The sequence below is a fragment of the Kitasatospora sp. NPDC058032 genome (assembly GCF_042885845.1).
In the GTDB taxonomy this organism is placed as follows: Bacteria; Actinomycetota; Actinomycetes; order Streptomycetales; family Streptomycetaceae; genus Kitasatospora.
This window is the reverse complement of record NZ_JBHVRK010000040.1, coordinates 40,449-53,228: the sequence shown is the minus strand read 5'-3', so window position 1 is coordinate 53,228 and position 12,780 is coordinate 40,449. Positions and strand designations below refer to the sequence as shown.

9 protein-coding genes and 2 pseudogenes are annotated in these 12,780 nt (G+C 73.4%); 1 reads left to right on the top strand and 10 read right to left on the bottom strand.

Going from position 1 to position 12,780, the window contains the following annotated elements; genetic code table 11:
- Window positions 1–99, top strand: a pseudogene (locus tag ACFVUH_RS35300) (ATP-binding protein); the annotation flags it as partial.
- A 102-nt stretch (window positions 100–201) separates the two neighbouring features.
- On the opposite strand, the gene cimA reads toward ACFVUH_RS35300, so the two are convergent.
- The 10 genes and pseudogenes from cimA to ilvN all read right to left on the bottom strand — a co-directional run bounded on the left by cimA (window position 202) and on the right by ilvN (window position 12,764).
- Window positions 202–1,812, bottom strand: a complete 1,611-nt coding sequence (gene cimA, locus ACFVUH_RS35295) for a citramalate synthase (RefSeq protein ID WP_387917624.1) — start codon at window positions 1,810–1,812, stop codon at window positions 202–204.
- 247 nt (window positions 1,813–2,059) lie between these two features.
- Window positions 2,060–2,260 (bottom strand): hypothetical protein, encoded by a 201-nt coding sequence (locus tag ACFVUH_RS35290; protein ID WP_387917622.1) that lies wholly within the window; start codon window positions 2,258–2,260, stop codon window positions 2,060–2,062.
- Window positions 2,261–2,373: 113 nt separating this feature from the next.
- On the bottom strand, window positions 2,374–3,486 hold the full coding sequence (locus ACFVUH_RS35285) for a branched-chain amino acid aminotransferase (protein ID WP_355374499.1): 1,113 nt from the start codon (window positions 3,484–3,486) through the stop codon (window positions 2,374–2,376).
- Window positions 3,487–3,704: 218 nt separating this feature from the next.
- The gene (locus ACFVUH_RS35280; protein WP_355374501.1) at window positions 3,705–4,742 is read right to left on the bottom strand and encodes a 3-isopropylmalate dehydrogenase; all 1,038 of its coding nucleotides are present in this window, start codon (window positions 4,740–4,742) and stop codon (window positions 3,705–3,707) included.
- 67 nt (window positions 4,743–4,809) lie between these two features.
- Window positions 4,810–5,016 (bottom strand): annotated as a pseudogene (locus ACFVUH_RS35275) (Uma2 family endonuclease); the annotation flags it as partial.
- 102 nt (window positions 5,017–5,118) lie between these two features.
- Entirely contained in the window at window positions 5,119–8,523 is a 3,405-nt protein-coding gene (locus ACFVUH_RS35270) for a S8 family serine peptidase (RefSeq protein WP_387917621.1), read from the bottom strand.
- Window positions 8,524–8,786: 263 nt separating this feature from the next.
- A complete protein-coding gene (locus tag ACFVUH_RS35265) occupies window positions 8,787–8,948 on the bottom strand; it encodes a hypothetical protein (protein WP_355374506.1) in 162 nt (53 codons plus the stop codon).
- A gap of 310 nt (window positions 8,949–9,258) precedes the next feature.
- On the bottom strand, window positions 9,259–10,842 hold the full coding sequence (gene serA, locus ACFVUH_RS35260; protein ID WP_355374508.1) for a phosphoglycerate dehydrogenase: 1,584 nt from the start codon (window positions 10,840–10,842) through the stop codon (window positions 9,259–9,261).
- A 241-nt stretch (window positions 10,843–11,083) separates the two neighbouring features.
- Complete coding sequence (ilvC, locus tag ACFVUH_RS35255) at window positions 11,084–12,082, bottom strand: ketol-acid reductoisomerase (RefSeq protein WP_350550163.1); 999 nt, start codon at window positions 12,080–12,082, stop codon at window positions 11,084–11,086.
- Between the two features lie 157 nt (window positions 12,083–12,239).
- Entirely contained in the window at window positions 12,240–12,764 is a 525-nt protein-coding gene (gene ilvN / locus ACFVUH_RS35250) for an acetolactate synthase small subunit (protein WP_030302941.1), read from the bottom strand.
- Between the last annotated feature and the right edge of the window lie 16 nt (window positions 12,765–12,780).

Sequence of the window (12,780 nt, the reverse complement as noted above, 5' to 3'; positions counted from 1 at the left end):
GACACCCCCGTCATCACCCTCGACGCCCGACGCCGCGACAGCGCCAAGAGCGCCCTCATCACCCTCGTCGAACACGCCCTCCTCGCCCGCCTGCGGTGAACCGGGGGCCGTGCCCGACGACGTACGGCCGCACGGCGCGGCCCGCGGACCCTCCGGTCCACGGGCCGCGCCGTCGTGCCTCCGCCCGCCGCCAGGCCGGCCTCAGACGGCGTCCGGCTCCAGGCCGGCCCGCAGCAGGCCGTGGGTGTAGGCGTCCTCCAGCGCCAGCCAGGAGGCGGCCACCACGTTGTCGGCCACCCCGACCGTGGACCAGGTGGAGGTGCCGTCGGCGGTGTCGATCAGCACCCGGGTCTTGGAACCGGTGCCGTGCTGGCCCTCCAGGATGCGGACCTTGTAGTCCACCAGCTCCAGCTCGGCCAGCTGCGGGTAGATCCGCTCCAGGGCGGTGCGCAGCGCCCGGTCCAGCGCGTCGACCGGGCCGTTGCCCTCGCCGGTGGCGATCATCCGCTCGCCCTTGGCCCAGAGCTTGACCGTCGCCTCGTTGCCCGTGGTGCCGCCCGGGCCCTGCTCGCTGATCGTCCGCCAGGACTCCAGGGTGAAGAAGCGCTCCCGTCGGCCGCGCACCTCGTCGCGGAGCAGCAGCTCGAAGGAGGCGTCGGCGGACTCGTAGGTGTAGCCGAGGCTCTCCTGCTGCTTGACCTTGGCGACCACCCGGCCGGCGAGGTCCCGGTCGGTGGAGAGGTCGTAGCCGAGCTCCTTGCCCTTGAGCTCGACGGAGGCGCGGCCGGCCATGTCCGAGACCAGCATCCGCATGGTGTTGCCGACCGTCTCCGGGTCGATGTGCTGGTAGAGGTCGGGGTCGACCTTGATCGCCGAGGCGTGCAGCCCGGCCTTGTGGGCGAAGGCGGAGAAGCCGACGTAGGGCTGGTGGGTGGAGGGGGTCAGATTGACCAGCTCGGCGATCGCGTGCGAGATCCGGGTCATCTCGGCGAGGCTGCCGGGCGGCAGCACCCGGCGGTCGTACTTGAGCTCCAGCGCGCCGACCACCGGGAAGAGGTTGGCGTTGCCGACCCGCTCGCCGTAGCCGTTGGCGGTGCACTGGACGTGGGTGGCGCCGGCGTCGACCGCGGCCAGGGTGTTGGCGACGGCGCAGCCGGTGTCGTCCTGGGCGTGGATCCCGAGCCGGGCGCCGGTCTGTGCCAGGACGTCGGCGACGATCTCGCGCACGCCGGAGGGCAGCATCCCGCCGTTGGTGTCGCAGAGCACGACCACGTCGGCACCGGCCTCGTGGGCGGCACGGACCACGGAGAGCGCGTACTCCCGGTTGGCCCGGTAGCCGTCGAAGAAGTGCTCGCAGTCGATGAAGACCCGGCGGCCCTGGGCGCGCAGGTGGGCGACGCTGTCCCGGACCATCTCCAGGTTCTCGTCGAGGGTGGTGCGCAGCGCCAGTTCGACGTGCCGGTCGTGCGACTTGGCGACCAGGGTGATCACGGGCGCGCCGGAGTTCACCAGCGCGGCCAGCTGCGGGTCGTCGGCGGCGCGGCCGCCGGCCCGGCGGGTGGCGCCGAAGGCGACCAGCTGGGCGTGCCGGAGGTCCAGCTCCTCGGCGGCGCGGGCGAAGAACTCGGTGTCCCGGGGGTTGGCACCGGGCCAGCCGCCCTCGATGAAGCCCACGCCGAACTCGTCCAGGTGCCGGGCGATGGCCAGCTTGTCGGCCACCGTGAGGTTGATGCCCTCACGCTGGGCGCCGTCGCGCAGGGTGGTGTCGAAGACGTGGAACGCGTCGTCGGGGAGGTTGCTCGCCTGGGTCATGACCCTGGGTTCTCCGTTCCGGGAGGTCGGTTACTGCTCTGCCGGTTCTTGTCCGGCTCCACTGTCCAGCATCCCGCGCGCACCCGGTGTCCCTCGGCCCCTTGTGGGGGCTCCGGCCGGTCCGGGGGAAACAAAAAGACCCCTCGCGGGTGCGAGAGGTCTGCGCGCGGGTCTGGACGCTGGTGGTCGCCCCGCATCGGGTGGTGCGGTGGCGGTCACTGCGGACCGGCGCGCCTGCTGCTAATCATCAGCGACAGCGAGGACACGCCCGCAGTCTAGGCACATCCTCCGGACCGCGGCCCACCCGTCTCGCCATCCGGAACACCTGCTCGACGAGCTCGGCGGTGTCGAGGGTGAAGTCGAACGGCTCCGGCAGATCGAGCGGATCGCCGAGGGGGACGGTGGTCACGGTGGTGTAGTCGCCGCGTGAGGGCTCGCTGTGCAGCACGACCGCGTTCCGGTCACGGTCGACCAGCAGGTGGAGCGGGATGGACTCAACGACCTGAGCAGTTCGAGGCTACGGCTCCGGGTGCCCCGGTGTCCCGGGGCACCCGGGGACCGTCAGACGATCTTGTGCAGCCAGCCGTGGGTGTCGGGGGTCTGGCCGCCCTGGATGGCGAGGAGGGCGCGGCGCAGCTCCATGGTGACCGGGCCGGGCTCGCCGGCGCCGACGGTCCAGTCGCCGCCGCGGGACTTCACCGAGCCGACCGGGGTGATGACGGCGGCGGTGCCGCAGGCGAAGACCTCGGTGAGGGTGCCGTCGGCGTTGCCCTGCTTCCACTCGTCGGTGGAGATCCGGCGCTCCTCGACCGCGTGGCCGAGGTCGGAGGCGAGCTGCAGCAGCGAGTCGCGGGTGATGCCGGGCAGCAGGGCGCCGGACAGCTCGGGGGTGACGATCCGGGCGTTCTCGCCCTCGCCGAAGACGAAGTAGAGGTTCATGCCGCCCATCTCCTCGATCCACCGGTGCTCGGCGGCGTCGAGCCAGACCACCTGGTCGCAGCCCTTGGCGGCGGCCTCGGCCTGGGCGACCAGCGAGGCGGCGTAGTTGCCGGCGCACTTGGCGGCACCGGTGCCGCCCGGGGCGGCGCGGACGTAGTCCTCGGAGAGCCAGACCGAGACCGGCTTCACGCCGCCGGGGAAGTAGGCGCCGGCCGGCGAGGCGATGATCATGAAGAGGTAGGAGTTGGCCGGGCGCACGCCCAGGCCGACCTCGGTGGCGAACATGAACGGGCGCAGGTAGAGGCTCTGCTCCGGCTCGTTCGGGACCCAGGCCTGCTCCTGCTGGACGAGCAGCTCGACCGCCTCGACGAAGGCCTCGACCGGCAGCTCGGGCATCGCCAGCCGGCGGGCGGAGGCCTGGAAGCGGGCGGCGTTGGCCTCCGGGCGGAAGGTCGCGATCGAGCCGTCGGCCTGGCGGTAGGCCTTGAGGCCCTCGAAGATCGCCTGGCCGTAGTGGAGGGTCATGTTGGCCGGGTCCATCTCGATCGGCGCGTAGGGCGCCAGCTGGGCGTCGTGCCAGCCCACGCCCTCGGTCCAGCGGATGGTGACCATGTGGTCGGTGAACACGCGCCCGAAGCCCGGGTTGGTCAGCCGGGCCTCGCGCTCCGCCTGGGGAAGCGGGTGCGCGGAGGGCTTGAGGTCGAACGTGATGGGCGCCTGGGTGGGCGTGCTCATGACTGTGTGTCCTTCACCGTGGGGTTGGTCCGGGCCGCCCGCCGGGTGGCGTCCCGCCCTTGTCGGACAGAACGGACGCACGACGACACGGCCCACTGTCGATACTCGCATCCAGAGGGCCGTGCCGAACAGCCGCGGACTCGTTGGATGTCCGCAAGCTGCCGTTATGGGGTCCGGCCCAGCGGGGGCCGGAACACCGTCTGTCGGGTTCCGGCCTCCTAGGCGGATACTCGGGCGGCGAGCGCGTCGCCGACCTGGCCGGTGGTACGGGCCCCGGTGCGCTCGGTGAGGTCCGCGGCGACCGCGTCCTCGATCCGGGCGGCCTCGGCGGGGTACCCGAGGTGGTCGAGCAGCATGGCGACCGACAGCACGGTGGCGGTCGGGTCGGCCTTGCCCTGGCCGGCGATGTCCGGCGCCGAGCCGTGCACGGGCTCGAACATCGACGGGAAGGCGCCGCTCGGGTTGATGTTGCCGCTGGCGGCCAGGCCGATCCCGCCGGTGACGGCGGCGGCCAGGTCGGTCAGGATGTCGCCGAACAGGTTGTCGGTCACGATGACGTCGAACCGCTCGGGCTGGGTGACGAAGAAGATGGTCGCCGCGTCGACGTGCAGGTAGTCGGTGGTGACCTCGGGGAACTCCCGGCCGACCTGCTCGAAGATCCGGGTCCACAGGTGGCCGGCGTGCACCAGCACGTTGTTCTTGTGCACCAGGGTCAGCTTCTTGCGCGGGCGCGCCTGGGCGCGGCGGTAGGCGTCACGTACCACGCGCTCGATGCCGAAGGCGGTGTTGAGGCTGACCTCGGTGGCCACCTCGTGCTCGGTCCCGGTGCGCAGCGTGCCGCCGTTGCCGACGTACGGGCCCTCGGTGCCCTCGCGGACGACCACGAAGTCGATCTCCGGGTCACCGGCCAGCGGGGACTTCACCCCGGGGAAGAGCCGGCCCGGACGGAGGTTGATGTGGTGGTCGAAGGCGAACCGCAGCTTGAGCAGCAGCCCGCGCTCCAGCACGCCGGACGGCACGCTCGGGTCGCCGATGGCGCCGAGCAGGATCGCGTCGTGGGCCTTGAGCTCGGCGAGGACGCTGTCCGGAAGGGTCTCACCGGTGCGGTGGTAGCGCCGGGCCCCGAGGTCGAACTCGGTGGTCTCCAGCTTCACATCGGCGGGAAGCACCGCACCCAGCACCTTGAGGCCCTCGGCCACCACTTCCTGGCCGATACCGTCACCGGGGACGACTGCGAGACGAATCGTGCGAGACATGCTCGGAGGCTACTCCGGTGTCCCACAGCCTGACATCTCGCGTCCACCATCCGGACAACGGGCCACCCGGGAAGGCTGTTTCCAGAGCCCGCTCAAGCCTGCGGAGCGTGCGCAGGCGGAAGAGGGTCTGCGGGCTCACGAAGATCAGGCTGCCGTCGAGCAGCTCGGTGTGCGGCGGGAGATCCGGCAGCCGGTCGAGGTCCTCGGCGGTGTAGCCATCGACCGGGGGCCGAAGCCAGTCGGGGTACGGCGCGACGCTCACGGTTCCTCCCATACGGGCATCCTCGTGGCCTTTCTCGGGCTACTCGGGCCGATCCCCCGGGACTTCATCCTTCCGAGGGGCGTGCACAGATCCGTGCACGCCCCTCGGCCGTTCCTAGGGCAGGGTCAGGATCTGGCTGCGGTGGGCCTCCGGGTTGAGGTGGTGGAGGAGGAGGATCCGGGACCGGTCGCCGGGGGTGCGGCGGATGTCGAGGACGGTGGCGGGGCGGACGGGGGCCGCGATCGCGGCGGCGGCGCCGGGGGCGGTGCGGATGTCGACGGCGGGCTGCAGGACGTCGACGGCGAGGGTGGGCCGGGCGCCCTCCAGGCCGATCGCGGAGAAGGCCTCGGCCGGGTCCGGGGTGCCGGAGCCGGTGAGGCCGGACCACAGGGCGTAGTGGACGGTGCTGTGGCCGGGGCCGATGCCCGGCAGGGCGGACAGCCGGACCGGCAGGACCACCGCGTCGGAGTCCAGCAGGGCGGTGTCGGTGTCGCCCCAGCGGACGTTCAGCGGCTGGACGTCCAGCTGGGCGCCGGTGCGGGCGTCCAGGGCGCGCGCCACCAGGACGTCACTGCCGCGCAGCCGGTCGGCCTTGACGATCACATCGGTGACGCCGTCCCCGTCGGTGTCCAGCGCGGCCCGGACGGCGAACAGCCCGACCGGGGTGGCGGCCGGCGCCCACACCTGGGCGCCGAGGTAGAGCCGGCCCTCGGCGAGCGGGTCGCCGGGGAGGGCGGGCGCGTCGGTGGCGGCGCCCACGGCGCGCAGGTCGGCGGCCCGGTCGCCGGGGCGCTCGACGCAGAGGTCCTGGAGGTGCCCGGCCTGCCCGGTGCCGTTCTCCTCCGGGACGAAGCCCGCGCCGGGGCCGACCTCCGCCCCGCCGTCCGGCGGGCAGTCGGGCCAGCGCCCGCCCTCCCCGCCGAGCGCGAAGGCGCTGACCAGGCCGGGTCCGCCGCCGGGGACGCCGGTGCCGGTGAGCGGGACCAGCGCGCCGCCGTGGGCGGCCCGGACGGGGGAGGTGGCGACCAGGTCGGAGGCGGCCCGCGGAGCGGCGAACAGCGGCACCCGCAGCCCGGGGACGGCCGGGTCGTCCGGGGTGAGCAGCAGCCGGCCGGAGAGCTCGCCGCGGTAGCTGCGGGCCCGGCCGCCCTGGAGGGTGGCGGTCGTCGGGTCGGGGGCACGGCCGAGCGCGCCGGGCACCCGGAGGGTGACCCGCACCCGCGCGGCGCCGCCGGGCGGGACCTCGACCCGGGCGGGCGCGAGCTCGAAGCGGGCGCCGGGCGCGTCGGTGGCGGCCGCGTAGCCGGTCCGGTAGGCGACCGGGGCGGCGGAGAGGTTGCGCACCTCGACCTCGCGGACCGGGGCGAGCGGCCCGGTGACCTCGACCGGGCCGAAGGAGACGCCGACGGCGCCCTCGACCGCCCCCTCCCCCGCCGCGTAGGCGACGGCCGGGGTGCGCACGGCGCGGTCCACGGCGGCCCGGCCGGCGCCGGTGCGCTCGGGCCCGTAGACCGGGCCGGTGCCGCCGTCGCCGAGCCAGGTGTCCCCGGCGGTGTTCATCAGCGCGGCCTTGACCTGCTCGGCGGTCCAGTCCGGGTGGACGGCGCGGACCAGTGCGGCCAGCCCGGCGACGTGCGGGGTGGCCATCGAGGTGCCGTCCTCGCGCTGGCCGCCGGTCCCGCTGCCGACCAGGGCGGACCAGATGGTCTCGCCGGGGGCGGCGAGGTCGGGTTTGACGACGCCGGGCACGCCGATGCCGCGCGAGGTGAAGTCGGTGAGGGTGTCGAGCCGCTGCGGCTGGTCCTGGGAGACGGCGCCGTGCAGCGGGTCGCCGGGCGCGGCGAGGCGGACCCGGACCGTCCCGGCGGCGGAGCCCGCGCGCAGCCGTTCGCCGTCGGCGCGGCCGAGCAGGGCGAGCGGCACCCGGTCGTTGCCGGAGATCTCGGCGAGGTGGTCGTCGTCGGCGGCCAGCAGGGCGCCGATCGCGCCCGCGTCGGCGACGTGGTCGGCGCGCGGGCCGGAGCCGCAGGCGCGCTCGGACTCGCGGGTGCTCCAGGCGAGCACCGCGATCCGCCCGGAGAGCCGTTGCCGGTCGGCCTCGGAGAAGGCCGCGCAGCCGTCCGACTGCTCGGCGGGCAGGGCGAGTTCGCCGGTCACGTCGGCGGTGGACCAGTCCCGGTAGCGGGCGCTCCAGTGGGCCGGGACGACACCGGCGAGCGACGGCGGGTCGAGCACGGTGATGCCGTCGGCGTCGCCGTGCGGGTCGACGGAGGCGGCCACGGCGACGGCCCGGGCGGCGGTGCCGGGGCTGCCGCCGATGCCGTAGACGTCGCCCTCGTTGCCGGCGGCGGCGACCACCACGGTGCCGAGGGTGACGAGCCGGTCGACGGCGAGGGCGTCGGCGTCGTCGGTGGAGCCGAAGCGGCTGCCGAGCGAGAGGTTGAGGACGTCGAGGCGATCGCTCGGGTCGCCGTCGCCGTCCGGATCGGCGGCCAGGTCGAGGGCCTGGCCGAGCTGGTCGGTGGAGCCGTCGCAGCCGAAGACCCGGATCGCGTACAGCTGGGCGCCGGGGGCGGCGCCGGGGCCGACCTTGAAGCCGGCCGGGTCCAGGCCGGGCCGGTAGGGGCCGCGGTAGGTCCGTCCGTCGGCCGTGACACCGAGGCCGGCGGCGGTGCCGGCCACATGGGTGCCGTGGCCGTTGCGGTCGCAGTCGATCGGGTTGTCGTCGGGGTGCGGGTCGGGCTGGTAGTGCGGGGCGCCCGGGTCGGGCTGGTAGTCGTCGCCGACCAGGTCCCGGCCGCCGATCACCTTGGCGTTGGGGAACAGTCCGACGGGCGCGGGCCCGGCGCCGTCGACGGACCGGAACGCCTCCTCGGTGCCCGGACCGCCGAAGTCGGCGTGGGTGTAGTCGATGCCGCTGTCCGCGACGCCGATCCGCACGCCCTGCCCGGTGCTGCCGGACGCCCCGTCCACCGCCGCCGCCCCACCGGCGGCCGGGCCGCCCGCCCAGACCTCGGGCGCGCCGGTGACCGGCACCGAGTGGGCGTTGTCGCGCCGCTTGCGGACGATCGGGTGCACGGCCGTGACCCCGGGCAGGGTGCGCAGCGCGGGCAGCCGGCCGGCCGGCACGCTCACCGCGAGGCCGGTGACCAGGGTGCGGGTGCGGTAGAGCTCCCGGGCGGCGGGCACCGTGCCGTGGACGGCCCCGGCCAGCCGGTCCAGCGCGGTGGAGACGCGGGCCCGCTGCTCGGCGCCGGCCCGGGCGGCCTCCCGGCGGACGGCGTCCGGGGAGCGCCGCCGGCTCCGGGCCTCGTCGCCGGCCCGCCGCCAGGCGGGGGCGACGGGCTCGGTGGCGAGTTCCAGCAGGACGGAGACGGGCCGGTCGGCGGCCCGGGCGGGTGGGGCCGTCGGCGGGCTGCCGGCGGCCGGGGCGGCGCCGGTGAGCAGCGCCGGTCCGGCCAGCAGGGCCAGGGCGAGGCCGATCCGGGCGAGCGGTCGGCGGACGGTGGGACGACGCATGGGGTCCTCTCCCCCGGCCGGGGGAACTGATCCGCGTCCCGTACCGCTGACGCCCGCCCGCGCGGCCGTCGATCACCCTTCCGGGGGCCCCAAATTAGGAATATCGCGCCGGCCGGGGCGAGCAACCTCCCCTGAACGGTGGCAAGTTGCACCCCTTGGAGTGACATTCCGTCGGCCCGTTCGGCCCATTCGGCGGATGAACGCCACTCGGGCGCCCCCGGCGCGAAGGGCCGGCCGACGATCGGCCGACGATCGGCGGAGGGTCAGTGGTGGCCGGTCACGCCGCCGTTGTCGCGGCGGTCCAGCGCGCGCTGGAGAGCGGCGGCGGCGAAGGGGTTCGGCTCGGCGGCCCGGCGGCGGCGCGGAACGCGGGTCTGCGGGGCGGCGGGGGCGGAAGCGGCGTGACGGTCGGCGGTCGGGGGCATACCGGGCTCCTTGGTTCGATACGCGCCGTGGGGACGGACGCGGCGGTGGGGAGGAGGGGGGTACACCGGGCGGGGGTCACCTGCCCATGGGGCGTACACGCACGCACGGGCCGCACACCCTGGCTGCAGGGGCGGCGCACCGTACGGCTTCCACCACGGTAAGGCCCGGGACCTGCGGTGTCTGCACGAATACTTGGATTTCCTACTATCTGAGACGGCCGTCACCCGGAGGAACGCGCCAGGGCCCGGACCGCCGTGCGTACGGCGGTCCGGGCCCTGGCGCGAGGTGCGGCGCGGGGCGGTCCGGGGCTCAGGCGCCCAGGTCGACCGAGCGCGCGAAGCGGGCGCCGATCTCGGCGGCGATGGCCGAGAGCACCTCCTGCGGGATCTCGCTGTCCACGGTGAGGGAGGCCAGCGCGCCGCTGCCCTCGCGGGCGACCTGCATGCCCGCGATGTTGATGCCGGCGTCGCCGAGGTGGCGGCCGAGGACGCCGACCACGCCCGGGCGGTCCTCGTACTTGAAGAAGGCCATGTGGTCGGTGAGCGCCACGTCCACGTCGAAGGCGTCCACGCCGACGATCTTCTGGATCTGCTTGGGGCCGGCCAGCGTGCCGGAGATGGCGATCTCCTCGCCGTTCGCGAGGGTGCCGCGCACGGTGATGACGTTGCGGTGCTCGGGGCTCTCGCTGGAGGTGGTCAGCCGGACCTCCACGCCGCGCTCCTGGGCGAACAGCGGTGCGTTGACGTAGGACACCGTCTCCGCCACGACGTCCTCGAACACGCCCTTGAGGGCCGACAGTTCGAGCACCTTGACGTCGTGCTGGGTGATCTCGCCGCGCACCTCGACGTCGAGCCGCACCGCCACCTCGCCGGCCAGCGCGGTGAAGATCCGGCCGAGCTTCTCGGCCAGCGGCAGGCCCGGGCGGACGTCCTCGGCGATCACGCCGCCCTGGACGTTGACCGCGTCCGGCACCAGCTCGCCGGCCAGCGCCAGGCGCACCGACCTGGCGACGGCGATGCCGGCCTTCTCCTGGGCCTCGTCGGTCGAGGCGCCCAGGTGCGGGGTGGCCACCACGTTGTCGAGGGCGAACAGCGGGGAGTCGGTGCACGGCTCCTTGGCGTAGACGTCCAGGCCGGCGCCGGCCACCCGGCCGTCGCGCAGGGCGCTGAGCAGCGCCTCCTCGTCGACGATGCCGCCGCGGGCGGCGTTGACGATCCGGACCGACGGCTTGACCTTGTGCAGCGCCTCGTCGCCGATCAGGCCGATGGTCTCCGGGGTCTTGGGGAGGTGGACGGTGATGAAGTCCGAGACCTCCAGCAGCTCCTCCAGCGAGACCAGCTTGACGCCCATCTGCGCGGCGCGGGCGGCCTGGATGTAGGGGTCGTACGCGACGATCTTCATGCCGAACGCGGACATCCGCTGGGCGACCAGCACGCCGATCCGGCCGAGGCCGACGACGCCGAGGGTCTTCTCGCTCAGCTCCACGCCGGTGTACTTGTTGCGCTTCCACTCGCCGCCCTTGAGCGCGGCGTTGGCCGGCGCGATGTTGCGGGCGACCGAGATCAGCAGGCCGCAGGCGAGCTCGGCGGCGGTGACGATGTTGGAGGTCGGAGCGTTCACGACCATGACGCCGGCCTTGGTGGCGGCGGAGACGTCCACGTTGTCGAGACCGACGCCGGCCCGGGCGACGACCTTGAGCTTGCGGGCAGCGGCCAGCGCCTCGGCGTCGACCTTGGTGGCGGAGCGGATCAGGATGGCGTCGACGTCCGCGATGGCGGTCAGCAGCTCGGTGCGGTCCGCGCCGTTGCAGTGACGGATCTCGAAGTCGGGGCCAAGGGCGTCGACCGTGGCGGGCGAGAGCTCTTCGGCGATCAGAACTACGGATTTGCTCACGACAGTGTGTCCTTAACTGTCCGGTTCCCCCGAGCACGAAGGTGGCGTGGAGGGCGGGGGAAGGTGGCATGCCGCGTAGGTAGACGCACGACGCTGTGGGCCTGACGCGCACTCGGAGTGTATCGGCGGGCTGGATAGCGGGCTGCTCCCGTCCGGCGAAATCACCCGGACGGGAGCAGCCTAGTTGTACAAGGGCGTTACAAAATCGAGAGGGTCCGATTCAGTGCGCGCCCGGCGTCGCTCAGGCCTCTTCCTTGACCCAGCTCATCAGCTTGCGCAGCTTCTTGCCGGTGGTCTCCAGCAGGTGGTCCTCGTCGGCCTTCTTGTACTCGTTGTACTTGGGCAGACCGGCCTTGTACTCGGCGATCCAGGTGTTGGCGAAGGTGCCGTCCTGGATCTCGGCGAGGACCTTCTTCATCTCGGCCTTGGTGGCGTCGGTGATGATGCGCGGGCCGGTGACGTAGTCGCCCCACTCGGCGGTCTCGGAGACCGACCAGCGCATCTTCTCCAGGCCGCCCTCGTACATCAGGTCGACGATGAGCTTCAGCTCGTGCAGGCACTCGAAGTAGGCGATCTCCGGCTGGTAGCCGGCCTCGACCAGGGTCTCGAAACCGGCCTTGACCAGGGCGGCGGTGCCACCGCAGAGGACGGCCTGCTCACCGAACAGGTCGGTCTCGGTCTCCTCGGTGAAGGTGGTCTTGATGACGCCCGCCTTGGTGGCACCCAGGCCCTTGGCGTAGGACAGCGCCAGGTCGAAGGCCTTGCCGGAGGCGTCCTGCTCGACGGCGACGATCGCGGGGACGCCGCGGCCCTCCTCGTACTGGCGGCGGACCAGGTGGCCCGGGCCCTTCGGGGCGACCATGCAGACGTCGACGTCGGCCGGCGGCTTGATGAAGCCGAAGCGGATGTTCAGGCCGTGGCCGAAGAACAGGGCGTCGCCGGCCTTCAGGTGCGGGGCGATGTCCGCCTCGTAGACGTCGGCCTGGATCGGGTCCGGGACCAGGATCATGATGACGTCGGCCTCGGCCGCGGCCTCGGCGGGGGTGACCACGCGCAGGCCGGCCTCCTCGGCCTTCTGGCGGGACTTCGACTCCGGCTTCAGGCCGACGCGGACGTCCGCGCCCGAGTCGCGCAGGGACAGCGCGTGGGCGTGGCCCTGGCTGCCGTAGCCGATCACCGCGACCTTGCGGCCCTGGATGATGGACAGGTCGGCGTCGTCTTCGTAGAACAGCTCGGCCACGGGGGCACATCTCCTTGCGAGTGGTTTGCCTGGGTCTGCTTCGGTTCCTACCGTATGCGGACCCGGTGAAGGGGTGGGGCGGTACAAAGGGGTGCCGCGTGCCAGCGCGCCGTTGGAAGGGCGGTGGTGGGCGACGTGGGCGGGACCGCGGCGCGGGTCAGGCGCTGCGGTCGAGGGCGCGCAGCGAGCGGTCCGTGATCGAACGGGCGCCGCGTCCGATGGCGACCAGGCCGGACTGGACCAACTCCTTGATGCCGTAAGGCTCCAGCATCCGGAGCATGGCCTCCAGCTTGTCCGAGCTGCCGGTGGCCTCGATGGTCACCGCGTCCGGGGACACGTCGACCGTCTTGGCGCGGAACAGCTGGACGATCTCGACGATCTGCGACCGGGTCTCGTTGTCGGCGCGGACCTTCACCAGGACCAGTTCCCGCTGGATCGCAGCGGACTGGTCGAGTTCGACGATCTTGATCACGTTGACGAGCTTGTTGAGCTGCTTGGTGACCTGCTCCAGCGGGAGGTCCTCGACGTTGACCACGATGGTCATCCGGGACACGTCCGGATGCTCGGTGGGGCCGACGGCGAGGGAGTCGATGTTGAAGCCCCGACGGGAGAACAGCGCGGCGATCCGGGCGAGCACGCCGGGCTTGTTCTCGACCAGGACGGAGAGGGTGTGCTTGGACATGGGTCGTGGGTTCCCT